This is a genomic window from Kutzneria sp. NPDC052558, from assembly GCF_044547355.1.
GTDB lineage: Bacteria > Actinomycetota > Actinomycetes > Mycobacteriales > Pseudonocardiaceae > Kutzneria.
Window position 1 is genome coordinate 15,269 of sequence record NZ_JBIUAG010000023.1, and the last position, 24,669, is coordinate 39,937.

The 24,669-nt window shown below is 70.4% G+C and carries 27 protein-coding genes; 18 read left to right on the top strand and 9 right to left on the bottom strand.

Features of this window, described 5'->3' with window-relative positions; all coding sequences use genetic code 11:
• Positions 1–64: 64 nt before the first annotated feature.
• The 3 genes from ACIG5F_RS33265 to glgA all read right to left on the bottom strand — a co-directional run bounded on the left by ACIG5F_RS33265 (position 65) and on the right by glgA (position 3,672).
• On the bottom strand, positions 65–958 hold the full coding sequence (locus tag ACIG5F_RS33265) for a LysR family transcriptional regulator (RefSeq protein WP_396523891.1): 894 nt from the start codon (positions 956–958) through the stop codon (positions 65–67).
• Complete coding sequence (locus ACIG5F_RS33270) at positions 955–2,436, bottom strand: hypothetical protein (protein ID WP_396523892.1); 1,482 nt, start codon at positions 2,434–2,436, stop codon at positions 955–957. The genes ACIG5F_RS33265 and ACIG5F_RS33270 overlap by 4 nt, the downstream gene beginning before the upstream one ends.
• Positions 2,437–2,520: 84 nt before the next feature.
• Positions 2,521–3,672, bottom strand: a complete 1,152-nt coding sequence (glgA, locus tag ACIG5F_RS33275) for a glycogen synthase (protein ID WP_396523893.1) — start codon at positions 3,670–3,672, stop codon at positions 2,521–2,523.
• A 39-nt stretch (positions 3,673–3,711) separates the two neighbouring features.
• Here glgA and glgC point away from each other — a divergent pair, with 39 nt between their 5' ends.
• On the top strand, positions 3,712–4,929 hold the full coding sequence (gene glgC / locus ACIG5F_RS33280) for a glucose-1-phosphate adenylyltransferase (protein WP_396523894.1): 1,218 nt from the start codon (positions 3,712–3,714) through the stop codon (positions 4,927–4,929).
• 268 nt (positions 4,930–5,197) lie between these two features.
• Here glgC and ACIG5F_RS33285 read toward each other — a convergent pair whose 3' ends face one another.
• Positions 5,198–5,866: an O-methyltransferase gene (locus tag ACIG5F_RS33285; RefSeq protein ID WP_396523895.1), complete on the bottom strand. Its 669-nt coding sequence runs from the start codon at positions 5,864–5,866 to the stop codon at positions 5,198–5,200.
• 140 nt (positions 5,867–6,006) lie between these two features.
• On the opposite strand from ACIG5F_RS33285, the gene sigE reads away from it, so the two are divergent.
• Genes sigE through ACIG5F_RS33305 form a run of 4 tightly spaced genes read left to right on the top strand, consistent with a single transcriptional unit; the run spans position 6,007 to position 9,244 of the window.
• Positions 6,007–6,612: an RNA polymerase sigma factor SigE gene (gene sigE / locus ACIG5F_RS33290; RefSeq protein ID WP_396523896.1), complete on the top strand. Its 606-nt coding sequence runs from the start codon at positions 6,007–6,009 to the stop codon at positions 6,610–6,612.
• Entirely contained in the window at positions 6,609–7,238 is a 630-nt protein-coding gene (locus tag ACIG5F_RS33295; RefSeq protein WP_396523897.1) for an anti-sigma factor family protein, read from the top strand. The genes sigE and ACIG5F_RS33295 overlap by 4 nt, the downstream gene beginning before the upstream one ends.
• A gap of 31 nt (positions 7,239–7,269) precedes the next feature.
• Positions 7,270–8,841: a trypsin-like peptidase domain-containing protein gene (locus ACIG5F_RS33300; protein ID WP_396523898.1), complete on the top strand. Its 1,572-nt coding sequence runs from the start codon at positions 7,270–7,272 to the stop codon at positions 8,839–8,841.
• Between the two features lie 10 nt (positions 8,842–8,851).
• On the top strand, positions 8,852–9,244 hold the full coding sequence (locus ACIG5F_RS33305) for a sec-independent translocase (RefSeq protein ID WP_396523899.1): 393 nt from the start codon (positions 8,852–8,854) through the stop codon (positions 9,242–9,244).
• Positions 9,245–9,406: 162 nt separating this feature from the next.
• On the opposite strand, the gene ACIG5F_RS33310 is transcribed toward ACIG5F_RS33305, so the two are convergent.
• The gene (locus ACIG5F_RS33310; protein ID WP_396523900.1) at positions 9,407–9,886 is read right to left on the bottom strand and encodes a MarR family winged helix-turn-helix transcriptional regulator; all 480 of its coding nucleotides are present in this window, start codon (positions 9,884–9,886) and stop codon (positions 9,407–9,409) included.
• A gap of 107 nt (positions 9,887–9,993) precedes the next feature.
• Between ACIG5F_RS33310 and ACIG5F_RS33315 the strand changes: the two genes are divergently transcribed.
• The 6 genes from ACIG5F_RS33315 (at position 9,994) to ACIG5F_RS33340 (ending at position 15,476) form a co-directional block, all read left to right on the top strand.
• Complete coding sequence (locus tag ACIG5F_RS33315; RefSeq protein ID WP_396523901.1) at positions 9,994–11,130, top strand: Mrp/NBP35 family ATP-binding protein; 1,137 nt, start codon at positions 9,994–9,996, stop codon at positions 11,128–11,130.
• A 267-nt stretch (positions 11,131–11,397) separates the two neighbouring features.
• Positions 11,398–11,952: a response regulator transcription factor gene (locus ACIG5F_RS33320; protein WP_396523902.1), complete on the top strand. Its 555-nt coding sequence runs from the start codon at positions 11,398–11,400 to the stop codon at positions 11,950–11,952.
• A 96-nt stretch (positions 11,953–12,048) separates the two neighbouring features.
• On the top strand, positions 12,049–12,597 hold the full coding sequence (locus tag ACIG5F_RS33325) for a hypothetical protein (protein WP_396523903.1): 549 nt from the start codon (positions 12,049–12,051) through the stop codon (positions 12,595–12,597).
• Between the two features lie 138 nt (positions 12,598–12,735).
• Positions 12,736–13,608: a hypothetical protein gene (locus tag ACIG5F_RS33330; protein WP_396523904.1), complete on the top strand. Its 873-nt coding sequence runs from the start codon at positions 12,736–12,738 to the stop codon at positions 13,606–13,608.
• A 61-nt stretch (positions 13,609–13,669) separates the two neighbouring features.
• Positions 13,670–14,512 (top strand): ABC transporter ATP-binding protein, encoded by an 843-nt coding sequence (locus ACIG5F_RS33335; RefSeq protein ID WP_396523905.1) that lies wholly within the window; start codon positions 13,670–13,672, stop codon positions 14,510–14,512.
• Complete coding sequence (locus ACIG5F_RS33340; protein ID WP_396523906.1) at positions 14,493–15,476, top strand: hypothetical protein; 984 nt, start codon at positions 14,493–14,495, stop codon at positions 15,474–15,476. Before ACIG5F_RS33335 ends, ACIG5F_RS33340 begins: the two co-directional genes overlap by 20 nt.
• Here the strand turns inward: ACIG5F_RS33340 and ACIG5F_RS33345 are convergent, their stop codons facing one another.
• Together ACIG5F_RS33345 and ACIG5F_RS33350 are read right to left on the bottom strand one after the other, a co-directional pair.
• The gene (locus ACIG5F_RS33345; RefSeq protein WP_396523907.1) at positions 15,477–16,046 is read right to left on the bottom strand and encodes a DUF1003 domain-containing protein; all 570 of its coding nucleotides are present in this window, start codon (positions 16,044–16,046) and stop codon (positions 15,477–15,479) included.
• Positions 16,039–17,313: a magnesium transporter MgtE N-terminal domain-containing protein gene (locus ACIG5F_RS33350; protein ID WP_396523908.1), complete on the bottom strand. Its 1,275-nt coding sequence runs from the start codon at positions 17,311–17,313 to the stop codon at positions 16,039–16,041. The genes ACIG5F_RS33345 and ACIG5F_RS33350 overlap by 8 nt, the downstream gene beginning before the upstream one ends.
• 31 nt (positions 17,314–17,344) lie before the next feature.
• Here ACIG5F_RS33350 and ACIG5F_RS33355 point away from each other — a divergent pair, with 31 nt between their 5' ends.
• Entirely contained in the window at positions 17,345–18,163 is an 819-nt protein-coding gene (locus ACIG5F_RS33355; protein ID WP_396524021.1) for a PhzF family phenazine biosynthesis protein, read from the top strand.
• 8 nt (positions 18,164–18,171) lie between these two features.
• Here ACIG5F_RS33355 and ACIG5F_RS33360 read toward each other — a convergent pair whose 3' ends face one another.
• Positions 18,172–19,026: an aminoglycoside phosphotransferase family protein gene (locus tag ACIG5F_RS33360; RefSeq protein WP_396523909.1), complete on the bottom strand. Its 855-nt coding sequence runs from the start codon at positions 19,024–19,026 to the stop codon at positions 18,172–18,174.
• The gene (locus ACIG5F_RS33365) at positions 18,998–19,363 is read right to left on the bottom strand and encodes a hypothetical protein (RefSeq protein WP_396523910.1); all 366 of its coding nucleotides are present in this window, start codon (positions 19,361–19,363) and stop codon (positions 18,998–19,000) included. Before ACIG5F_RS33365 ends, ACIG5F_RS33360 begins: the two co-directional genes overlap by 29 nt.
• A gap of 57 nt (positions 19,364–19,420) precedes the next feature.
• Here ACIG5F_RS33365 and ACIG5F_RS33370 point away from each other — a divergent pair, with 57 nt between their 5' ends.
• From ACIG5F_RS33370 to ACIG5F_RS33395, 6 genes are all read left to right on the top strand, one after another.
• Entirely contained in the window at positions 19,421–20,422 is a 1,002-nt protein-coding gene (locus ACIG5F_RS33370; protein ID WP_396523911.1) for an HpcH/HpaI aldolase/citrate lyase family protein, read from the top strand.
• Between the two features lie 117 nt (positions 20,423–20,539).
• On the top strand, positions 20,540–21,595 hold the full coding sequence (locus ACIG5F_RS33375) for an AAA family ATPase (RefSeq protein WP_396523912.1): 1,056 nt from the start codon (positions 20,540–20,542) through the stop codon (positions 21,593–21,595).
• A 4-nt stretch (positions 21,596–21,599) separates the two neighbouring features.
• The gene (locus tag ACIG5F_RS33380) at positions 21,600–22,256 is read left to right on the top strand and encodes a DUF4276 family protein (RefSeq protein ID WP_396523913.1); all 657 of its coding nucleotides are present in this window, start codon (positions 21,600–21,602) and stop codon (positions 22,254–22,256) included.
• Between the two features lie 173 nt (positions 22,257–22,429).
• The gene (locus ACIG5F_RS33385) at positions 22,430–22,591 is read left to right on the top strand and encodes a hypothetical protein (protein ID WP_396523914.1); all 162 of its coding nucleotides are present in this window, start codon (positions 22,430–22,432) and stop codon (positions 22,589–22,591) included.
• A 114-nt stretch (positions 22,592–22,705) separates the two neighbouring features.
• Complete coding sequence (locus tag ACIG5F_RS33390; protein ID WP_396523915.1) at positions 22,706–23,902, top strand: acyl-CoA dehydrogenase family protein; 1,197 nt, start codon at positions 22,706–22,708, stop codon at positions 23,900–23,902.
• Between the two features lie 71 nt (positions 23,903–23,973).
• A complete protein-coding gene (locus ACIG5F_RS33395) occupies positions 23,974–24,504 on the top strand; it encodes a general stress protein (RefSeq protein WP_396524022.1) in 531 nt (176 codons plus the stop codon).
• Positions 24,505–24,669: the final 165 nt, after the last annotated feature.

A 24,669-nucleotide genomic window follows, 5' to 3' on the forward strand; every position in this document is an offset into this window, starting at 1 on the left:
CACATGCGCTTCCTATGTGGGCTTCTGCGCCACATGGGAAGCGCATGTGGGGAAAAAGTGGCGGCTAGGGCTGGGCGGCGGTGAACTGGCGGAACAGCTCGGCGGCCGGCGGCAGGGGCGCGCCGGCCAGCCAGACCAGGCCGATGGTGCGGCTGGCCGGCGGGGTGAGGGCCAGCTCGACCACGCCGTTCAGCGTGGCGTCGGACTGCGGGAGCAACGCGAGGCCGAGGCCGGCGGCGACGAGGCCGCGGACGGTGTCGACGTCCTCGCCCTCGAAGGCCAGCGCCGGCAGGAAGCCGGCCCGCTCGCACATGGCGTCGGTGATGCGGCGCAGGCCGTAGCCGGCCTTCATGCCCACGAACTGCTCGCCGGCCAGCTCAGCCAGCCGCACCCGCCGGCGGGCGGCCAGCGGATGCCCGGTCGGCACGGTCAGCAGCAGCGGCTGCTCGTACAGCGGCAGGCACTCCAGGTCCGGCTGGTCGACGGGCAGCGGCGCGGTCAGGGCCAGGTCGACGTCGCCGGCCCGGACCCGGACCAACATCTCCTCGTGCGCGGCCTGCTCCAGCGCGAACCGCACCTCGGGGTGCTCGGCCCGGAACGCCCGCAGCAGCTCCGGCACCCGCACCCCGCCCATGGTGTGCAGGAACGCCAGCACGACCTGGCCCCGTTCCGGATCGGCCTCGCCGACGGCCCGCCGGCAGCCGGCCTCCAGCACGCCCAGCGCCTGCTCGGCGGCCTCGGCCAGGATCTGCCCGGCCCGGGTCAGCCGCACGCCGCGGCCGTTGCGGACGATCACCGGCGTGCCCAGGTCGGCGCTCAGCGAGGCCAGCCAGCGGCTGACCGTCGGCTGCGGCACGCCGAGCCGGTCGGCGGCCCGGGTCACGTGCTGCTCGGCGGCCAATGCCCGCAGCAGGGCCAGCCTGGGGGCCAGGCCGGCGGCCAGTTGCTCGTGCGTCATCCGAAGTCCAGGGGCAGCTCGACCGGCGCGCCGGTCGCGGTCAGGTCCACCCGCCCCAGGGCCGAGACCTGCACGGGACCGGTGCTCACCCCGATCTTCACCGACTTCACACTGGCGGGCACCTCGAACACCAGCGCGGCCGGCAGCAGGTCGCCGTCGTAGCGGACGCCGACCAGCTTGGCCTTGCTCCCGTCGGGCAGGGTCAGCGCGAACGAGTCCTTGGTGACGGTCCCGCCCATGATCGCCGGCAGCTGGCCGCCGGCCTTGATCGCCACCTCCAGCAGCGCCTTGCCCGGCGTCACGTCGGTGACCAGCTGGTAGTTGCCGCTGTCGAGCTTGATCGGCCGCTGCCGTCCGAACCGCACGCCGGTCACGGTCACCTGCGCGCTGTGGTCGCCGGCCGCGACCCCGCCGTACGGCTTGACCGTCTTGACGGTGATCTGCTGGCTCGCGTTGGCCGGCACCTTGCTCACCCCGCTCGGCGTCAGCAGCGCGTCCGGCACCCGGGTCAGGGCCTTGCCGCCGGGCACCTCCCGCTGCTGCTCCAGCGAGTTGGCGCCGACGCTGGACAGGATCAGCGACTCGGCCGGGGACGGCTGGTCCGGCACGGAGTAGATCAGGAACACGTCGCCGGAGTCGGGCAGCCGGTCGGCCGACAGCACGGTCCGCCGACCCTCCACCGCCAGCGTCAGCGTGGAGGGCTGCGGCCGCCAGCCCGCCCACTGCTGGGCCGCGAACGCCGGGTCGGTCTTACCGGGCCGCTCCACGTGCAGGCGCAGCACCCGCAGCTGCACGCCCTTGTCCGGCACGAGGGTCGCGCCGTCGCCGAGCGGGAAGCTGGCCGGGCGGCCGTAGCCGGTGGCGTTCACCGCGAGCAGATCGTCGTGCACGCGCAGGGACACCGGGTCGGTCAGGCCCAGGTCGGCGTTGGACTTGTGGTCGGTGTCGGCCATCACGGCCACGAAGTTGGCGCTGGCCGTCCGGTTGACCACAGCCTTCGGGTCCAGGGACGAGCCGTCGGCCCGCAGCAGCCGGTCGCCGACGGGCGTGCTGCGGTTGCCAGGCAGCGGCACGTCCGGCGGCTGGGTCTGAAGCTGGACCTGGGTGGCGTTCTCGCCGGTCTTCTTCAGCGGGATCGGCACCCAGGCGTTGATCGGCGAGGTGCTCGGCACCTGCACCGGGCCGCACCACAGCCGCCCGTCCACCTGGTCGGTCAGGCCGATCCGGGCGAACCAGCAGCGGGGCAGCCCGGTGCCGGTGGGCGAGACGTAGCCGAAGCCGACCGTGTAGGCCAGCTGGCGCTCGCCGTCGGCCTCCAGCTGGGCCGCGTCGAGGATCTGCTTTCCGTCGAGGGTCAGGGTTCGTGCGTCCGAGCTGCCCGCGTGCGAGGTCGAACAGGCCGCCGTCCCGACCAGCAGCGCGGCGATCGACAGCAACAACGCGGCACGCCCCCCAGGCCCGTGCACGGTGAGTGACACCGGTCCTCCGATAGCTCGATCAAAGTCGCTCTATCGGGTAAAGGTGGTTGGCCGCGCCTCCGGGTTGCCGTGATCGGGAATGTCCTAGATCACACTTCGGTAAACATCGACCGTCTGGGCCGCCACGCCGGACCACGAGAACTCCCGCACCGCCCGCTCCCGGCCGGCCGTGCCCATCGCCGTCGCCCGGCCCGGATCGGCCAGCAGCCGCGAGATCGAGGCGGCCAGCCCGTCCCGGAACGCCTCCACGTCGGCCTCGTCGTAGTGCACGAGCAGCCCGGTGACGCCGTCGTCGACCACCTCCGGGATGCCGCCCACGTCGGAGGCGACCACTGCCGTGCCGCAGGCCATCGCCTCCAGGTTCACGATGCCCAGCGGCTCGTACACGGAGGGGCACACGAACACCGTCGCGTGGCTGAGCACCTGCTTGACCTCGTCGGTCGGCAGCATCTCCTGGATCCAGAACACGCCCGGACGGGCCTTGGCCAGCTCGGCCACCGCCGCCTCGGTCTCGGCCGCGATCTCCGGTGTGTCCGGCGCGCCCGCGCACAGCACCAGCTGCGCGTCCTCGGTGATCCGGTGGGCCGCGGCCACCAGGTGGCCCACGCCCTTCTGCCGGGTGATGCGCCCGACGAAGGCGACGATCGGCTTGGCCGGGTCGATGCCGTGCCGCTCCAGCGCGTCGGTGCCGGTCACCGCCTCGTACAGGGCGGTGTCGATGCCGTTGCGGACCACGTGCACCCGGGCCGGATCCAGCGACGGGTAGCAGTCCAGCACGTCGGCCCGCATGCCGTCGCTGACCGCGATGATCGCGTCCGCCGCCTCGTAGGCCGTGCGCTCCACCCACGACGACAGCCGGTAGCCGCCGCCGAGCTGCTCGGCCTTCCACGGCCGCCGCGGCTCCAGCGAGTGCGCGGTCACCACGTGCGGCACGCCGTGCAGGACCTTGCTCAGATGGCCGGCGAAATTGGCGTACCACGTATGTGAATGCACCAGGTCGACGCCTTGGACCGCGGCCGTGATCTCCAGGTCCACCGACAGCGTGGACAGCGCCGGATTGGCGTCGCGGAGGTTCGGCGCCGGCTGGTGGGCGACGGCGTCCGGCCGCTCACCGCCGAAACAGTGCACGTCGACGTCGACCAGCTCGCGCAGCCGAGGCACGAGGAAGCCGACGTGGACGCCTGCCCCGCCGTACACCTCCGGCGGGTATTCGCGTGTCAGTAATCCGATGCGCACAGCTGACAACCTAGTGCCCGGCGGATAGGGTCACTGATCGTGAAGGGGCAGCCCCACGTTCTGGGAATCGTGTTGGCCGGTGGCGAGGGCAAGCGCTTGTGGCCCCTGACCGCGGACCGGGCCAAACCGGCGGTGCCGTTCGGCGGCAACTACCGGCTCATCGACTTCGTGCTGTCCAACCTGGTCAACGCGGGCATGGCCAAGCTGTGCGTGCTGACGCAGTACAAGTCGCACTCGCTGGACCGCCACATCTCCACCACGTGGCGGCTTTCCAGCGTGCTCGGGCAGTACATCACCCCGGTGCCGGCCCAGCAGCGGCTCGGCCCGCGCTGGTACACCGGCAGCGCCGACGCGATCTTCCAGTCCCTCAACCTGGTGCACGACGAGAAGCCCGACTACATCGTGGTGTTCGGGGCCGACCACGTGTACCGGATGGACCCGGGGCAGATGGTCGAGCAGCACATCGACTCCGGCTGCGGGGTCACCGTCGCCGGCATCCGGGTGCCGCGGGCCGAGGCCAAGGCCTTCGGCTGCATCGACTCCGACGCCGACGGCCGGATCACCCGGTTCCTGGAGAAGCCCGCCGACCCGCCGCACGTGCCCGACGACCCCGACGTGACCTTCGCGTCCATGGGCAACTACGTGTTCACCACCGAGGCCCTGCTCGACGCGCTGCGCACCGACGCCGCCGACCCCGACTCCGACCACGACATGGGCGGCAACATCATCCCCATGCTGGTCGACGCCGGCAGCGCCCACGTCTACGACTTCGACGACAACGTCGTGCCCGGGGCCACCGAGCGGGACCGCGGCTACTGGCGGGACGTCGGGACCCTCGACGCCTACTACGACGCGCACATGGACCTCGTGTCCGTGCACCCCGTGTTCAACCTCTACAACCAGGCCTGGCCCATCCGGACCGCCACCCCGCCGCTGCCCCCGGCCAAGTTCGTCAACGGCGGCTTCGCCCAGGAGTCCATCGTCGGCCCCGGCTCCATCATCTCGGGGGCCACCGTCCGCGACTCCGTGGTCAGCTCCGACGTCGTCGTCGAGTCCGGCGCCATCGTCGAGGGCAGCGTCCTGCTCCCCGGCGTCCGCATCGGCAAGGGCGCCATCGTGCGCAAGGCCATCCTCGACAAGAACGTCGTCGTCGCCGACGGCGCCATGGTCGGCGTCGACCGCAGCCATGACCTGGAGCACTACACCGTGAGCAGCAGCGGCGTGGTCGTCCTCGGCAAGGGAGCCCGCGCCGAGTGACGGCCACCTGACCGCCGCCCCGCCCGGCCGCCGTCACCGACGCGACACCGTCGGCTTCCCGCTCCCACGCCCCCCTCTTCCCCGCACGTGAGTGGCTCATTTCGCCCCAGAGCCCACCTAAGCCACTCACGTGCAGGCGGGCGCCCCACCCTTGAGCTACGTGAGTGGCTCATTTCGCTTCTGGGCCCACCTAAGCCACTCACGTGCGGCGGGTTCTCGGCAAGTGAGCCACTCACGTGCGGCGGTGAGGGGGCGAAACCGCGGGGGCTCAGCGCTTGGCGGCCACCAGTAGGCCGTCGCCGACCGGGAGCATGATGGAGACCAGGCGGTCGTCCTCGCGGACGGCGCGGTTGGTCTCGCGGATGGCCTGGGTCTCGGCGTCCCGGTCGGTGGGATCGGCGACCCGGCCCTTCCAGAAGACGTTGTCGAAGGCGATGACGCCGCCGGGGCGCAGCATGCGGACGCCGTGCTCCAGGTAGCGGGGGTACTCGGACTTGGCGGCGTCGACGAAGACCAGGTCGTAGCCGCCGTCGGTGAGCCGGGGCAGCACGTCCAGGGCCTGGCCGTTGATCAGGCGGGTGCGGCCGGGGCTGATGCGGGCGTCGGCGAAGGCCCGGCGGGCCACCCGCTGGTGCTCGGGTTCGACGTCGATGGAGGTCAGCACGCCGTCGCGGGCCATGCCGCCGAGCAGCCACAGGCCGCTCACGCCGGCCCCGGTCCCGATCTCCACGACCGCCCTGGCCTGCAGGGACGCGGCGAGGAAGCGCAGCGCGGCCCCGCCGGTGACGCCGATGGGCACGCACCCCAGCTCGATCCCCCGGGCCCGCGCGGCCGAGGCGACCTCGTCCTCGGCGGCGAAGCCGTCCACGTACTCCCCGAGCGTCACAAGGTGCGAGGTTAGCGGCGAGAAGGGCCGTTCTGGGTCAACAACCCGCATCGGAGCATTCTCAGTCTGCTCTCAGGCGTCTCTCACCATGGTTATAAGCAGGCCCGCGACAGTAGTGGGGAACAACGGGGACGTCCGCCACGTTGTCCCCAACCGAAGGGCAGCCGCCCGCTGGAGGTGCCGCTACACCGATGCGCACGCAGACGACTGAGCCGGCCACGGAGCCGGTCGCCGCCGCCACCGTCGACATCGCGCCGGTCGAGGCTGCCTGGACACCGCCGTCGTGGGACGAGGTCGTGCGGGAGCACGCCGACCGCGTCTACCGGCTCGCCTACCGCCTGTCGGGCAACCAGCACGACGCCGAGGACCTGACCCAGGAGACCTTCATCCGGGTGTTCCGGTCGCTGGCCTCGTACAAGCCGGGCACCTTCGAGGGCTGGCTGCACCGCATCACCACGAACCTGTTCCTGGACATGGCCCGCCGCCGCTCCCGGCTGCGCATGGAGGGCCTGCCCGAGGACACCGACCGGCTGGTGGGCGACGACCCGAGCCCCGAGCAGGTCTACTCCGACACCCACCTGGACCCCGATCTGCAGGCCGCGCTGGACGAGCTGCCGCCGGAGTTCCGGGCCGCTGTTGTTCTTTGTGACGTCGAAGGCCTGTCCTACGATGAGATCGGCGCCACGCTCGGGGTGAAGCTGGGCACCGTCCGCAGCCGCATCCACCGGGGTCGCCAGGCCCTGCGCGCGAGCCTGGAGCGCCGCGCCGAGCTCGCACGGAAGGACGTCGTTGGATGACCGAGCTGCGCGGGTGGAGTCTGCCGAGCCTGCCGGAACAGCATCTGCTGCCGGACGCGGTGGTGGCCTTCGTCGACGGTGAGCTGTCGGCCACGGCCCATGACCGCGCCGCCGCGCACCTGGCTCGCTGCCCCTTCTGCGCCGCCGAGGCGGCCACCCAGCGCCACGCCCGCTCGGCCATGAAGGCCGCGCCCGCGCCGGCCGCGCCGGCCGGCCTGCTCGCCACCCTGATGTCCATCCCGCAGGACGTGGACCTGCCCAGCGGCCCGGACAACCTCGCCGTCACCGAGGACGGCCAGCTCGTCACCGTGCAGCGGCTGGGCAAGGGCTCCGAGAAGCTCCGCCCGTTCGGCAGCGGTCCCGCCTTCGGCTCCTCCGCGCCGCTCGGCAGCGGCGCCGCCGTGCTGGGCAGCGGCAGCCGCCTGTCCCGCCGCACCAAGCAGGGCGCCGGTGTCGTGGTGTCCGGCATCGTGCTGGGGGCCCTCGCCATCGTGACCATGCACGGCGACACGCCCGCGTCCGGCGACACCTCGGGCGCGCGGGTGGACGCCAACCACCCGATCTCCACGGTCCAGCCGGCCAGCTCGTCGGCCCCGACGACCGTCACCGACCTGCCCACACGGTGAATTCACCGCTGGTGAGGCACGCTTTCCCCTGATGAACGAGCAGCAGCCCAGTCCCGATCGGCCTGGCCCCGAACAGCCGCCGGCCACCCCGGTGTCGGGCGTCGACGACGGTCAGGGCCGCCGCATCGGTCCCCGGCCGCTGGACCGGCCGCCCGTCGATCCGACGCAGGCCGCCGAGTTCGCCCGCCCGGACGGTGTGGACAGCGCCTTCGCGCCGCGCACCGCCTCTCCGGCCACCAACGGCGCCATCGCGCTGGCCCCGCCGCCGCCCGAGGCGCTGAGCATGGCCTTCGGCCGCCCCGACGGCGGCGACGTGCTGTTGCAGCGCGCCCCCGGTGCCGTCCCATACGGCTCCGAGCCGGCGGTGGAGCCGGTGTTCTGGCCGGACTCCGCCGACCGCGACCCGTGGCGTGACCCGGGCGCCGGCGCGATCCTCGGCCCGCCGGCCTCGGACTCCACGCCGGAGGGCGAGCAGGAGGGCAAGCCACCGGCCAAGACCGGCCCGCTGCTGTCCGTGCCCGAGCTGTTGTTCGGCCGCCGGGTCAAGCCGGTCGCGCTGGCCTCGCTGGCCGGCGTTGCGCTGCTGATCGGCGTGGCCGGCGGGGTCGCCGGCTGGGCCATCGCGCAGGCCGGCAACCCGCTGACCAGCTCGGTCACCCTGGCCCAGGTCGACAGCCCCGGCAAGCAGGTCACGCCCGGCTCGGTGGCCGACATCGTCAAGCGCACCCAGGCCGCCGTCGTGCAGATCGAGGTGCAGGTCGGCAGCGGCGGCGGGCTCGGCTCCGGCGTCATGATCGACAGCGCCGGCTACATCCTGACCAACAACCACGTGGTGTCGGCGGCGGCGTCCGACCCGTCGGCCACGCTGCGCGTGGTCTTCGCCGACGGCGCCAAGACCGACGCCAAGATCGTCGGCCGGGACCCCAAGACCGACCTGGCCGTGGTCAAGGTGTCGGTGACCAACCCGACCGTGATCCAGCTGGGCAAGTCCAGCTCGCTGGCGGTCGGCGACGAGGTGATCGCCATCGGCTCGCCGCTGGGCCTGTCCAGCAGCGTCACCAGCGGCATCGTCAGCGCGGTCAACCGGCCGCTGCAGGCCGCGGGCGAGGGCGGCGACCCGCCCGTCACCTATGACGCCATCCAGACCGACGCCGCCATCAACCACGGCAATTCCGGCGGCGCGCTGCTGGACTCCACCGGGGCGCTGGTCGGCATCAACAGCGCCATCCTGTCGCCCGGCGGCCCCGACGGCGGCTCCATCGGCATCGGCTTCGCCATCCCCATCGACTTCGCCCGCCGGATCGCCGAGAGCCTGATCCGGGACGGCCAGGTCAAGCACGCCGACATCGGCCTGAACGCCCGCTCGGTCTCGGCCGTGTCCACCGACGGCGCGCAGGTGCAGAACGTCAAGGAGGGCGGGGCGGCGGCCAAGGCCGGCATCGCCGAGGGCGATGTGATCACCAAGTTCGGCGATCGCCCCATCCGCACCGCCGACGAGCTGTCGGTCGCGGTGATCGAACGCAACATCGGCGACACCGTGCCCGTGCAGGTCGTGCGGCAAGGGCGGCAGATGGTGCTACAGGTGACCACGCAGTCGGATTAGGCTGGGAGACGTGTTCGGAATCAGCGGGGGCGAGCTGCTCGTCCTGATCGTCGCCGGCCTGTTCATCCTCGGGCCTGAGCGGCTGCCGTCCGCTGCCGCCTGGCTGGCCAAGGGCATCCGGCAGGTCCGGGACTACGCCAACGGCGCCCGGGACCAGCTGCGCTCGGAGCTCGGGCCGGAGTTCGACGAGCTGCGCAAGCCGCTGGAGGACCTGCGGACGCTGCGGGAGTTCAACCCCAAGCGAGCGATCACGCGGCACCTGCTGGACGACTATCCGGGCGAGGACAACGGCTACAAGCCCAACGGCTTCGCGTCGGCGCCCACACCGCCGACCAACCAGCGTCCGGAGCAGCGTCCGCTGTCGCCGGGGGAGCGTCCTCCGTTCGACCCCGACGCAACCTGAGTTGCGGGGGAACGACGCTCGCACGGCGCGAATTGCCGTGAATTAGAGCGCTCTTATTTCCGCGCACGGCCGGTGCGAACGATTGCGACACCGGGATCGCGGCGCCCCGGGGGCAGGGGCCCGGGCGGCGATGCCGGGGGCGGAAGCCCGGCAAAGGCCAGGTCAGGGACCTTCGGGCAGCGGCGGCGATGCCGCGGCGAGCTGCTCGCAGGTGCGGCCGAAGGTGGCGATGGCGGTCTCGTCCAGCGCCTCGACGAAATGACGGACCACGCCGGCCAGATGGGTGCCGGACGCGCTGCGTAACCGGTCGAGCCCCGTCTGGGTGAGCACGGCCACCACCCCGCGACCGTCGCCGTCGGCCCGCTCCCGGGTGACGAGGCCGGTCCGCTCCAGCCGGTCGACCAGCCGGGTGACACCGGAGCGGGACAGCAGCACGGCGTCGGCGAGCTCCGTCATCCGCATCCGACGCCCGGGCGCCTCGGCGAGCTGCACCAGGACGTCGTAGGACGCCAGCGACAGACTCTGCTCGGCGACCAGCTCGGTCTCCAGATGTCGGACGATGCGGGCGTGCGCCCGCAGGAATGACCGCCACACGGCTAACTCGGTCCGGGTGGGCAGACGGGTCCTACCTGTGTCCAGCACGACCCCCCATGTTACGGAACGCGTCCAGATGGTCGCGCAGTGCCCCTATCGTGATTCGACGAACGCCGGCTGACCGATCGGTAACAACGGCTCGTAGCATGGGACTCGTGACTTCTCTCCCGAGTGCCGACGCTGTGCGGGCCGCGCTGGGCTCCGTTCAGGATCCGGAAATCCGCCGCCCGATCACCGAGCTGGGCATGGTGAAGGACGTCACCATCGGCGACGGCGGCGCCGTCACGGTGGCGGTCTACCTGACCGTCGCCGGCTGTCCGCTGCGCGACAAGATCACCGCCGACGTCACCGCCGTCGTGAGCAAGGTCGACGGCGTCACCTCCGTCAGGGTCGAGCTGGACGTGATGAGCGACCAGCAGCGCAGCGAGCTGCGCAAGTCGCTGCGCGGCGACGCGGCCGAGCCGGTCATCCCCTTCGCCCAGCCCGGGTCCCTGACCAGGGTCTACTGCGTCGCGTCCGGCAAGGGCGGCGTCGGCAAGTCCAGCATGACCGTCAACCTGGCCGCCGCCATGGCCCGCCGGGGCCTGTCCGTGGGCATCGTCGACGCCGACATCTACGGCCACTCCGTGCCCCGCATGCTCGGCGCCACCGGCCGGCCCACCCAGGTCGAGAAGATGATCATGCCGCCGCAGGCCAACGGCGTGAAGGTCATCTCCATCGGCATGTTCGTGCAGAACAACGCCCCCGTCGTCTGGCGCGGGCCGATGCTGCACCGGGCCCTTCAGCAGTTCCTGGCCGACGTGTTCTGGGGCGACCTGGACGTGCTGCTGCTGGACCTGCCGCCCGGCACCGGCGACATCGCCATCTCGGTCGCGCAGCTCATCCCCAACGCCGAGATCCTCGTCGTCACCACCCCCCAGCAGGCCGCCGCCGAGGTCGCCGAGCGGGCCGGGGCCATCGCCATGCAGACCCGCCAGCGGGTCGCCGGCGTCATCGAGAACATGTCGTGGATGGACATGCCCGACGGCAGCCGCATGGAGCTGTTCGGCTCCGGCGGCGGCCAGACCGTCGCCGAGTCCCTCACCAAGGCCGTCGGCGCCGACGTGCCCCTGCTCGGCCAGGTCCCCCTCGACGCCCGCCTGCGCGAGGGCGGCGACGCCGGCACCCCCCTGGTGCTGTCCGACCCCGAGACCCCCGCCGCCAAGGTCCTCACCGACGTCGCCGCCAAGCTCACCGTCCGCTCCCGCGGCCTCGCCGGCCGCCTCCTCTCGGTCAGCCCCGCCGGCCGCTGAGTTGGAATTCGTCGACACCGTGGCCGGTCTCCGGTCACGGTGCTAATCTCGCTCGGCGTCACGATGTATTGCGGTCATCGTAGGACGTCAGGGGGGATGATGGTTCATTCGGGCTATTGGTCCGATGATGGACGGGATCGATCCACGAACATTGTGGTCTGCGCCAGAAGTGGCCCTTTTCGTGCGGGGGTGCGGGCGGTACTTGACTCAGCGGAAGGGTTCGCCGTCTCCGGATCTCGAGAAAGCCTCGATTTATTCCCTGTCGGGATGCTCGACGAGGCGGACGTGGCCGTGATCGACATTGAGGCGCGGGGTGCCGCGCTGGTGGACGTCGTTGACGGTATGACCTCGTCGCTGCCGGATTTGTCGGAAAGACTGCTGCTCGCCGTCAATGATGTGGACGTGCCGATCCTCGTGCAGTTGATGCATCGCGGTGTGCGGGCGTTCGTGCACCGTGATGGTGACGGGGAGTTGATCGTGGTCGCGGCCCGCGCGGTCCGTCAACGCAAGATGTTCCTGTCGCCGGACCTGTCGGAGCCGGTGCGGCTGCATCTGGCCGCCTCGGCCGTCGAAGGTAAGGCCGTCGCGGTCGGCGGCCTCACCGCGGTCGAACGCGAGGTGTTCCGACTGGTCGCGCGCGGCCTGCCGAACGCGCGGATCGCTGACCAGCGGGCGACCACGGTGCGCACCGTGAAGTACCACGTCTCGAACATTCTGAGGAAGCTGGAGCTGAGCGGTCGGAGCGAGATCATCGCACTGGCCCATGGAACGGGTGACCCTGTACCGATGGGGTCACCGGTGGGCGGGAAGACTGATCCCTAGGACGTGGTGTTGCCCGCGCGCGAGTTGTAGCGTTTTCATGCCGGCCCCGTTGGTGGCCGTTGAATCTCCTCATTATGTGTGAGATTAGGGGTGGAAATGCGTAAGTTCAATCCGTTCGCCTTGGCCAAGAGGATCGCTCTCGTCGTCAGCCTGCTGGCCGTGGCGCTGTTCGGGTCGACCGCGATGGCCAGCGCCGCCGATGCGCCGCAGCTGGTGAAGGTGGCGCTGACGCTCGATTGCGCCCACATGACCGCGCAGGCGCACGACTACGCGGTCGATCACGGGCTGTGCACACGGAGCGGTGGCATCACGCCGCAGGGTGTGGTGACCGGCGACTGCGGGGACAGCTACATCTGGGTGACGAATCGCGGTGGTGGCACCGCGAACATTTCCTACGGATTCGATTCCAGCCTCGGCACCGTTGTCTACCGGGGCCTGCACGTCTCCTGGTACAACTGGGGCACCGGTGGCGCCAGCGGCTGGGACGACAGCGGATTCATGTTCAGTTCCTCCTACGGCACGAACAGCAACATCCGTACCGGCGCGGGCTGGGTGACCGCCGGCCTCACCGGCTACGTCGAACTGGTCTGGGGCGGCGAGTGCACGCTGCTCCAGCCGACCGCCGGCGGTCAGATCACTCCCTGAGCACCTGACTTCGGGTGTGCGCCTGCCGGGGACGGTCACCGTCCCCGGCAGGCGTGCGCGGACACCGCTCCACTACTCGACAACTGGTTGGGGACAATGAGCATTTCCGTGTGGAATTCCCTTTCGGAGACGATCGACGTGCTGCGGCAGGTGCCCACACCACCGGCGGACGGGCTGTTGGGCGCCGTCCTGGCTGGTCCGGTGGACGTCGATCCGGTGGAGTTCATGGCAGGCGCCCGCGCCGCCGACTGCACACGGGTTGCCCTGGGCTCGGAACTAGCGCTACTGGACTCGGCGTTCGAGGCATCGCCCCACGACACGACGGCTGCTTCCGCCGTAGCGGGGCTGGAGCGGCCGGCGCCGGACGAGGACATCGCGGCGAGGGTCGCGACCCTTCGCCACGGCGCGACAGCGACGACGTCGATCGATCCGGAGTCGTACCCGTTGTTGGCCCGCCTGCTTGAGACCGGTGACGACAGCGATCCGGTCGAGTGGGTCGTGGTCAATGCCGCGCCGATCGCGGCGGACCGGGCGCTGCGGGTTGCCGTCGACGAGTTTCGTTCTTGGTGCCGAGACGTCGGCGAGGGCCTGCGCGTGCCACTGGACCTGCCGTTCAGCGGCACCGGCGACTTTCAGGTGCGGCCGACCGGGATTCTGCGTGGCACCCGGGGCCTGAGCATCGAATCGACGGCTCGGCTCCCCCGGGTGGAGTCCGCGCCGCGGACCACCCGATCGGCGACCTGGCAGGGCTTCGCCCGAGTCACCGACGATCGTGGGATGCGCTACCTGATGACGGACTTCGAAAGTCGGCCCACCGGTGGCGGTGTCGCGGTCAACCAGAAGTTCTGGCCCGTGCCCGCCGAGGGGGCCGCTCGGTTGACACTGGAGGTCGACGGTTACGAGGTGACCGAGTTGCGCGGCGGCGGAGACGGCGACCCGGCCGTCACCTTCAGCCTGACGCCCGCGCACATGGTGATCGGGATCGAACTGCCCGGACTCGCCGATGCCTGACAGCCTGCTGGGCTGTGCCGGACTGAGCAAGAGCTACGGCGATGTGCGAGCGCTGGACTCGGTGGACCTGACCGTGCGCGAAGGCGAGATCTTCGGGTTGCTCGGGCCCAACGGCTCCGGGAAGACGACGCTGCTGCGGCTGTTTCTTGGCCTGGTCGAGCCAACCGCCGGCCAGCTGTGGTTGTTTGGCGAGACACGCCCGACGCCGGCCGCGTTGGCCCGGATCGGTTCGCTGGTCGAGGAACCGGCCTTCTACCCGTGGTTGTCAGGCCGACGCAACCTGGAGGTGATTCTCGACGCGGGCGCGCCGGTCGCGCGCCACGCCGTTCGAGACGCTCTGGACCTCGTGAGCCTTGGTGGGGCCGCGGGCCGGCTGGTCACGACGTACTCACTGGGCATGAGGCAACGACTGGCACTGGCCCTGGCTCTGGCTCGCCGACCGGACGTGCTCCTGCTCGACGAGCCGACCAACGGACTGGACCAGCCAGGGATCCGGCGGCTCCGCACGGTGTTGCGCGAACTGGCGGTCGGCGGCACGACGATCCTGTTGGCCTCCCACACGCTGACCGAGGTCGAGCGCCTGTGCGGTCGGGTGGCGGTGCTGCGCGCGGGCCGGCTGCTCGTGGTCGACGAGCCGGACAAGATCGGGCAGCGGGAACCCCGCGTGCGGGTGGTCGTGAGTCCAGCCGAGCAGGAGCGCGCCGAGGCGCTGTTGTGCCGTTGGGGGCCAAGCATGCTCGCCCCGGGCATGATGACGGTTCCGGTCACGACCGGCCGCGAGGTCAACCGGGTGCTGGCCGAGGGTGGCGTGTTCGCGGAAACCGTCGTCGCCGAGACTCCCGATCTGGAGGAGCGGTACCTGAACCTGGTGACGGGAGACGGCCGTGCGCCTGGTTCTCGCTGAGCTTCGCAAGCTCGACCGACCGCTCACCCGCTGGCTGTTCGGCGGGTTTCTGGCCTTCTGTCTCTTCTGGGGGGCGATCCAGCAGTTCAACGGGAGCCAGCAATGGGCGGGGCTGACGAGCCAGAGCCCATTGGTGCCGGCGCCGACCGGGACGCCGTCGGCGCCACCGTGCGCCGTGTTCCAACTGCCGGACGGTCCACAGTGTCGCCAACGACAGCAGGAGTTCCTCGCCGACCAGCAGAAGACGCCGGCGGTGATGTCCCAGGTGCACGCGGCGCAGCTGCACGACGTTCGCACGGCATTGGTGCTGCGGAGCTCGATCGGTGCGCCACTGCTGGTGGCCGGCCTACTGGCGTCGCTTCCCGGTGCCGTTGTGGTCGGGTTGCTGGTCAGTGGCCACGTGTCTGGCGAATGGTCCGGCCGGACGCTGAAAGTCCTGCTCGGGCAGGACGGCCGCCGGCTGCGGTTGCTGCTCGCGAAGCTGGCCAGCGCCTGGCTGGCCAGTGGCACGGTGCTGGTGGTGGCCGTGCTGGCCAGCCTCGCGGTCGGGCCGATCCTGGGCGCGCTGTTCCCGTTCGACGGTGGCAGCGTGCCCCATGATGTCGGCGTGGGCTTTGTCTTCGGGCAACTGGCCACTGCGTGGCTGGTCATCGCCTTCTACATGGCGCTCGCCACGCTGGGTGCGGTCCTGACCAGGAATCCGCTCGGTTCGTTCTTCGTCTTCGTCGCGGTGCTCGTCGCGTCGTTCAGCGTCGGCGCCGTGCCGGGCCTGGCCGGGGCCGCGCCGACGAGTTGGGTCGCTGATGCCATGGGCTTCACCGCAGACTCGCCCACTCCGCACCTGTTCGCCGGCTCGACTACCGGCACCGCACCGGTGATCGCCGTAGTGGAGTTGGCGGTCGTGTCCGCCGCCGCGGTCGCGACCGCGGCGGCGCGGTTCCGGCGGGCAGACGTGGTCGTCTGATCAGCTCTTCTGGGGGACGGATTCCTCGTCGTCCCAGCGTGGGTCGTCGCGGATGTCCTCGGCGGAGGGGCTGGACTTGCGGTGCTTGTCGCGCTGCCTCTTGCCGCCGGCCAGTTCGGCGCGGAGGCGGTCGAGTTCGCTGCGGAGGTAGTCACGGGTGGCGACCTCGCCGACGGCGATGCGGAGGGCGGCGAGCTCGCGGGCCATGAACTCGGTGTCGGCGGTGGTCTGGGCGGCGCGGGCCCGGTCCTCCTCAAGGGAGATGCGGTCGCGATCGTCCTGGCGGTTCTGGGCCAGCAGGATCAGCGGCGCGGCGTAGGCGGCCTGGGTCGAGAAGGCCAGGTTGAGCAGGATGAACGGGTAGGGGTCCCACTGCAGGCTCAGGGCGAACAGGTTCAGGCAGATCCAGATGACGACGATGAGCGTCTGCCAGAACAGGAACTTGCCGGTGCCCAGGAACCGGGCCAGCCGCTCGGAGAACCGCCCGAACGCCTCGGGGTCCACCTCGATGGACCACCGCCGCGGGGCCCGGGGCTGGTCGAGCCGCCGTCGTGAGGTCAGCTCAGGCATTGGCGACGTCCTCCTCATCGTGGTGCAGGGTCTCCCGCCAGTCCTCCGGCAGCAGGTGGTCCAGCACGTCGTCGACGGTGACGGCCCCGACCAGGTGATCCTCGTCGTCCACCACGGGGGCGCACACCAGGTTGTAGGCGGCGAAGTACTTGGTCACCTCGGTCAGCGACGCGGTCGGCGGCAGGCGGGGCAGGTCGGTGTCCAGGGCCCCGGCGACGAGGCTGGACGGAGGCTCCCGCAGCAGCCGTTGCAGGTGCACGCAGCCGAGGTAGCGGCCGGTGGGGGTGGCGGTGGGCGGCCGGCAGACGAACACCATGCTGGACAGGGCCGGCGTGAGCTCGGGGTTGCGCACCCGGGCCAGGGCCTCGGCGATGGTGGCGTCGGGGGTGAGCGCGACGGGCTCGGGGGTCATGAGGCCGCCGGCGGTGTCGTACGAGTACTCCAGCAGCCGCTTGACCGGCGCGGACTCCTCGGGCTCCATCAGCTCCAGCAGCCGGTTCTTGTCCAGCTCGGGCAGCTCGGCCAGCAGGTCGGCGGCGTCGTCGGGGTTCATCGCCTCGAGGATGTCGGCGGCGCGCTCGTCGTCGAGGTGGGCCAGCAGGTCCTTCTGGTCGTCCTCGGGCAGTTCCTCGATCACGTCGGCGAGGCGCTCGTCGTCGAGGGCGTCGGCGACCTCGAAGCGACGCTTGGCCGGCAGATCCCGCAGGGCGTTGGCGACGTCGGCGGCACGCATGGTGTCGAAGACGGCCAGCAGCTGCTGGACGCCCTGGGGTTGTGAGGAGAGCTCGGCCATGCCCAGGCCCAGCACCTCCTCCCAGCGCAGCACCTGCACCGGGCCGCGACGGCCGAGCCGGCCGGTGCGCTCGCGGACGGCGACCCGGCTGATCGTCCAGTCCCGGGTCCGGGTCGGCTCCATGGCCGCGTCCACCACGACGGCGCTGACCGACCCCTCCTCCAGCCTCACCCGGGCGTCCAGCAGCTGCCCGACGACCACGACCTCGTTGGGGCGCTGGTGGAAGTGCCGCAGGTTCACCGAGCCGGTGGACAGCACGACGGCCTGCGGCTCGATGGTGGCCACCCGCAGCATCGGCACGAAGATGCGCCGACGGGTGACCAGCTCGACCACGATGCCCAGCACCCGGGGCGGCTGGCGGTCGGTACGGAGGCTGGCCACGACGTCGCGAACCTTGCCGATCACCTCCCCGTCGGGGCCGAAAACCGGCAATCCGGCCAGCTGTGCGACAAAAATCCGGTCTGTGGCTGCCACAGGCAAAGGCTAACGTCGTCCGGTGCCGACCATGCGATTTGACGTGCTCGACGTGTTCACGGACACCCCGTTCGCGGGTAACCAGCTGGCGGTGGTGCACGGGGCCGACCAGCTCTCGGCCGACCAGATGCGGACCATCGCCGTGGAGTTCGGGTACTCGGAGACGACCTTCCCGCTGCCGCCGACCCAGCCCGGGGCCGACTACCGGGTGCGGATCTTCACCATGAGCGAGGAGTTGCCGTTCGCCGGCCATCCCAGCGTCGGAACCTCGTGGCTGCTGGCCCGGGACGGGGTCATCGGGCGCGGGCCGGTCGTGCAGGAATGCCTGGCCGGGCTGCTGCCGGTGGTGGTGGACGAGCGGGGTTCGCGGATCAGCGGCGGCCAGCGGACGGTCGGCCCGCGACTGGACCGGGCCGCGCTGGCGGCGGCGGTCGGGCTGACCGTGGACGATCTGTCCGATGTGGACCCCGGGGTGGCGGGGTGCGGCCTGGAATTCGCCTACCTGGGGGTCAAGCCGGACGCCGTCGCCCGGGCCGAGCCGGATCGGCGGGCCATGCGGGACGCCGGCATCGACCACGGGGTGCAGGTGTTCTCGCTGGCCGACGGCCAGGCCCACGTGCGGGTCTTCGTCGAGGGCACCGAGGACGCCGCCACCGGCTCGGCCGCGCTGGGCCTGTGCGTGTTCGCCATCGACCGCGGGCTCATCGGGGACACGGCTGACGTCGTTGTGCGGCAGGGCATCGAGATGGGGCGACCGTCCACTCTGTACTGCTCGGTGAGCCCCGACGCCGCCACCGTCCGCGGCGACGTCGTGCACGTCGCCAGCGGCCAGCTCACCTTCCCCGCATGACCCGGGGGTTACAGGCCGGCCAGGGTGGTGGCGATGACCTCGCAGCGGTCGGAGGTCCAGTCGTCGGTGTCCTCGTTGGCCCAGTTCACCACGGCGGTCACGAAGGTCCAGGCCCGGGCCCGGTCGGGGTCCAGCTCCTCGATCTCGACGAGCATGTCCAGGCGGTGGCGCAGGCGGTCGGGCTCGAAGCGGTTCCAGAGCAGGGTGGCCAGGCCGAACTCGGGGTCGGCGGCGATGACCTTGGGGTCGATCACCAGCCACGGCTCGCGGTCGCCGGCCAGGATGTTCTGGAAGTGCTGGTCCTCGTTGACCATCTGGCTCAGTGCCAGCGGGCCGAAGGTGCGGCAGTGGTCGATGGCCTCGTCGAGGATGGGCGCCGGCACGCCCTCGGCCCGGGCCAGCTCCTCGGCCCAGCGGGCGGCGGTGGCCCGCAGCGTTCGGATGCGGCGGGGTGCCGGGCGCAGCAGGCGCTTGCGCAGCAGGCCGGCGATGGTCAGGGCCTGCTCGATCGGTTGGGTGGCAAGGGTTTCCGGGTGCAGCCGCTCCAGCAGCAGCACGCCGTCCTCGGCGTCGTGGTCGAGCAGCCGGACCGCGCCGTGTCCGTCCCATATGGACAGTGCGAGCCATTCGTGCTCGGATTCCTCATGCAGCAGGCCGAGTTTGAGCATCGCCGGCGTGGCGTCGGGCAGCCGGACCGGCTGCACCACGCTGCAGAACCCGTTCAGTGGCGTGCCGTCGGGCGCGAGGTCCCAGCGGTCGAGGTACTCCGCCGCCAGTTCCGGCAGACCGAGCAGCCAGCGGGTGGCCTCGTCGTCCCCCCAGCTCAGCACCGTGTCACTGAAGTCCTTGGGTATCCGGATCAAGTCGGTACACCTCTGTCCAGGCCGGCTCGGCATTGAGTCTGGCCGCCCGGAGCGCGTCCGTCACGTCTTTTTCCGGCTGGACCAGCGCGGCGGTGGCCGGCACGTCGGCGAGGTGCGAGTGCGTGGTGGGGGAGCGAACGGTGATCGTGCAGGTCACGCCGTCGCGCAGGCCCGGGACGGCCTGCTCGCCGCCGCCGGTCGCCACCCAGAGCGCGCCGTCCCGCCACAGCGCCCACACCAGCCGCGGCCGGCCGTCGACCGTGATCCAGACGGCCGCGGCCTTGCGCAGTGCCCGGTCCAGAAGCTGGGCGTTGTCGAGCAGACGGGTGATCTCCACCGGTTCAGCTAACCACGGGCCTGTGACGGCTGACTCAGCGAATGGCGGGCACTCCCGATGCGTGCCAGCATCGGCCCAAGTTACCGGTCAGTACAAGGAGGTACCGCCGTGCCGCGTGTCCGCCGCTCCTGTCTCGCCGTCCCCGGCTCCAGCCAGAAGATGATCGACAAGGCCCGGACGCTGCCGGCCGACCAGGTCTTCCTGGACCTGGAGGACGCCTGCGCCCCGCTGGCCAAGCCCGGGGCCCGCAAGACCATCGTGGCCGCGCTCAACGAGGGTGGCTGGGGCGAGCGGATCCGGGTGGTGCGGGTCAACGACTGGACCACCGAGTGGACCTACCGGGACGTCGTCGAGGTCGTCGAGGGGGCCGGCGCCAACCTGGACTGCGTCATGCTGCCCAAGGTGCAGACCGCCCAGCAGGTGCAGGCCCTGGACCTGCTGCTGACCCAGATCGAGAAGACCATGGGCTACGAGGTCGGCCGCATCGGCATCGAGGCCCAGATCGAGAACGCCCGCGGCCTGGTCGAGGTGGACGCCATCGCCACCGCCTCGCCCCGGGTCGAGACCATCATCTTCGGGCCGGCCGACTTCATGGCCTCGATCAACATGAAGTCCCTGGTCGTCGGCGAGCAGCCGCCCGGCTACGACGTCGGCGACGCCTACCACTACATCCTCATGCGCATCCTGATGGCCGCCCGGGCCAACGACGTGCAGGCCATCGACGGCCCCTACCTCCAGATCCGCGACGTGGACGGCTTCCGCCGCGTCGCCGGCCGCGCCGCCGCCCTGGGCTACGACGGCAAGTGGGTCCTGCACCCCGGCCAGATCGAGGCGGCCAACGACGTCTTCAGCCCCGCCCAGTCCGACTACGACCACGCCGAGAACATCCTGGACGCCTACGAGTTCTTCACCTCCGACGCCGGCGGCAAGCGCGGCGCCGTGATGCTCGGCGACGAGATGATCGACGAGGCCTCCCGCAAGATGGCCCTGGTCATCGCCGGCAAGGGCCGCGCCGCCGGCATGGACCGCACCGACAAGTGGGTTCCGCCGGCGGAGTGATCATCGAGCGGTGGGGGGGGGGGGGGGGGGGGCCCGCGGGGGGGGGGGGGCGGCCCCCCCCCCCCCCCCACCGCGTTGTGTCGTTCGTGTCCACAACAGGGCCGTAGAGTGGCGGCCATGTCGCGGCAGTTGGTGCGGTCCCTTCGGGTCGAAGGATTCCTCTCGATACGCGAAGCAGAGGTCGAACTCCATCCTCTCAACGTCCTCGTCGGCGCGAACGGTGCGGGAAAGTCCAACTTCATACGCGCGATCGAACTCATGGGCCGCATCGGTCGCTGGGACCTCGGTCTCTACGTCGGGCGAGCGGGCGGCGCGTCGAAGCTTCTCCACGACGGCTCACGTCGCATGCTCCTCGAGATGGATGCTGTGGACATCGGCTACACAGCGGTGCTCGAGCTGACCAGTGAGGACTCTCTGATCTTCTCGAGCGAAGACGTGCGAGGCATCGGGACGCTCGCGGCCGGTCATCCGGAGTCGAGGATGCGGCCCCAGGTAGCCGACTACAGACCTGTTTTCGGGCATCTGAACTCCTTTCGGGCCTATCATTTCCATGACACGAGCTCCGACGCGCCGGTGAAGCTGTTCACCGATGTCGCCGACAACATCGTGTTGCATGACGACGGGTCCAATCTTGCGGCGATTCTGCTGCGCCTGCGTGATGCCGACGAGCCTGCCTACGGCCGTATCGTGGGCGCGATTCGTTTGGTGGCCCCGTTTTTTGATGACTTCGTGCTCGACCCTGAGGGCAACGAGGACCGGATTCGGTTGCGCTGGCAGCAGGTTGGATCGGACTCGGTCTTCAGTGCCAACCAGATGTCCGACGGCACAGTGCGCTTCGTCTGTCTGGCTACCCTTTTGCTGCAACCGAATCGGCCAGGTCTGGTGGTGCTGGACGAGCCTGAGCTCGGTCTGCACCCGTTCGCCGTCATCCAACTCGCGGACCTGCTTAGGCAGGCTGCCATCGCGTCTCAGATTGTGATCGCGACCCAATCGGTGACCTTGATGAACCAGTTCGACCTGGACGACCTCATCGTTGTCGAGCGACGGCGCGGCACGTCGGTGTTCTCCCGGCCTGATCCTGAAGGTCTACGGGGTTGGCTGGAGGACTACTCTCTCGGTGAGCTGTGGGAGAAGAACCTCCTCGGTGGTCGTCCGAAGCGCGAGGATGTCTGAGTAGATGGATCATCGGCGGCTGCACGTGCTCGTCGAGGGGCAGACCGAAGACATCCTGATGGATGCGTTGTTCGCGCCGCATCTGGAGCGGCACGGCTGGTGGGTGCGCTGGTCGGTGCTGCCGAGCAAGCGGGTGATCGGTGGCCAGGACCATCGGGGCGGCGTCACGAGCTGGGCGAAGATCGAGCGGGAGATTCGGCGGCTACTTGACGACCGTGGTCTCACGGTCACGACGCTGTTCGACTACTACGGCTTCCCGGACGACGCGCCGGGAATGGCTGATCGGCCTACCGGTGCGCCGACCGGGCAGGTTGAGCATGTGCAAGGGGCGATGGCCAGGAAGATCGGTGATCACCGATTTCGCCCGAACCTTGTGCTGCACGAGACCGAGGCCTGGGTGTTCGCCGCTGCCGGCGAGTTGGGCGAGCTGAGAGGTCTCCCTGAACTGGCCGAGCGCTTGCGCGCGGACAGCGCTGAGGCCGGCGGTCCCGAGCTCGTCAACTCTGGCCGTGAGCGAGCGCCGTCCAAACGGCTGTTTGCCTATCTCTCCGATTACGCGAAGCTGAACGATGGCCCACTCGCTATCTGCGCGCTGGGGCTGCCGGGACTCCGTGCCGTGTGCCCGCATCTGGATGGCTGGCTCCGCGGTTTGGAGGTCTGATCCCTTCCCGGGTAGGCGGCTGGGAATGTGTTACCGTTTGTGAGCCGGATCAAAGATCATGTTACACAAATCGCGGTATTCGGCTACGCTCCGCGTTTGATCACGGTGAGATAACACACAGAAGGCAACCTTCGTTTGCGTCGGACCCCGGGGTGCGGTTCAGGCTGGAGCCCATGTCCAAGCAATCGAAGGGGATCCACCTGTTCCGCCGGCGGCGTCGTGACGACCTCCTGGAGCGCAGCTTCGTGCCGTGCGGGGGATGCAGCGAGCCGGTGTACGTGTTCGCCGAGCAGTGCCGCTCCTGCGGCGACGCCGTGGTGGTCCGGGCGAGCTAGCCGTAGGGCCTGGTCGAACACCTGAACCGATCGGGTGAGCACCTTCACAGGGTGAGACGTCGCGGGGTTGGGGATACTCACCGGTAACCAGTCAGCGACGACAAGGGGACCACCATGGCCCGCCTCGCCCAGACCGCCGGTCTCACCGACGTGCAGCAGGAGATCCTGTCCACCGTTCGCGACTTCGTGAACAAGGAGATCATCCCGCACGCGCAGGCGCTGGAGCACGAGGACGAGTACCCGGCCGACATCGTCGATGGCATGAAGGAGATGGGGCTGTTCGGCCTCACCATCCCCGAGGAGTTCGGCGGGCTCGGCGAGTCGCTGCTGACCTACGCCCTTGTGGTGGAACAGATCGCGCGCGGCTGGATGAGCGTCTCCGGTGTGATCAACACGCACTTCATCGTCGCTCACATGATCAAGCAGCACGGCACCGACGCGCAGAAGGCGCACTACCTGCCCAAGATGGCCACGGGGGAGATCCGGGGCTCCTTCTCGATGTCCGAGCCGGACCTGGGCTCCGACGTCGCCGCGATCAAGACCAGGGCGCGCAAGGACGGCGACTCCTACGTCATCGACGGCCAGAAGATGTGGCTGACCAACGGCGGCACCTCCAACCTGACCGCCGTCCTGGTCCGCACCGACGAGGGCGCGGACAAGCCGCACAAGAACCTGACCGCGTTCCTGGTCGACAAGCCGGTCGGCTACGGCGAGGTGGCCCCCGGCCTGACCATCCCGGGCAAGATCGCCAAGATGGGCTACAAGGGCGTGGACACCACGGAGATGGTGTTCACCGGCTACCGGACCGACGCCGGCCAGGTGCTCGGCGGCGTCACCGGCCAGGGCTTCGCCCAGATGATGGACGGCGTGGAGGTGGGCCGGGTCAACGTGGCCGCCCGCGCCTGCGGCATCTCCATCCGGGCCTTCGAGCTGGCCATCGAGTACGCCCAGCAGCGCAGGACCTTCGGCAAGCAGATCGCCGACCACCAGGCCATCGCCTTCAAACTGGCCGAGATGGCCACCAAGGTCGAGGCTGCGCACCTGATGATGGTGAACGCGGCCCGGCTCAAGGACTCCGGCCAGCGCAACGACGTCGAGGCCGGCATGGCCAAGCTGATCGCCTCCGAGTACTGCGCCGAGGTGACCCAGGAGGCGTTCCGCATCCACGGCGGCTACGGCTACTCCAAGGAGTACGAGATCGAGCGCCTCATGCGGGAGGCCCCCTTCCTGCTGATCGGCGAGGGCACCAGCGAGATCCAGAAGACCATCATCAGCCGGGGGCTGCTCCGGGAGTACCAGTCCCGGGGCTGATCCGGCACGCCCGGTTCGCGTGGTTCGTTGGTCGTGAGGACAATGGGAGATCAGCGACCGCGAACGGGGTGATATCGGTGACGAGTTCGTTCTCATCGCAGGACAGGTCCGCCGGCCCGCCGCGGCTGCCCACCAGGCCGACCGGGTGGCCGATCGGCTCGTACGAGGAGTACGGGCAGGCGCAGCGTGCCGTCGACTTCCTGGCCGAGAGCGAGTTCCCGGTCCAGGACGTGACCATCGTCGGGGTCGACCTGATGCTGGTGGAGCGGGTCACCGGGCGCCTGTCGTGGCGGCGGGTGCTGGGCGCCGGCGCCGCGTCGGGCGCGTGGTTCGGCCTGTTCGTCGGCGTGATGCTGAGCCTGTTCACCGGCGGCCAGTCGGCGGGCCTGCTCCAGATCGCCGTCTGCCTGGTGCTGGGCGTGGTGTTCTTCATGGTCTTCGCCGCCGTCGGCTACGCCTCCACCCGCGGCCGCCGGGACTTCCAGTCCTCCAGCCAGCTGGTGGCCGGCCGCTACGACGTGCTGTGTCAGCCCCGCAACGCCGAGCAGGGCCGTGACCTGTTGGCCAAGCTGGCCATGCGCCCCGCCGGGGGCGCCGCCTAGCCGGGCATTGGTACATCCGGGCAGAAGGCCCGCCCGGTGTCTGAATCGTTGCCCCAATCGCTTGCGGCTGCCAAAACGCCGGTCATAGGTTGCCTGCACCGGTCCGTCGGACGTGATCGCCCGGCCGGACCGGGGCACGTCGGGGTGCCGGAACCGGGTCGGCGG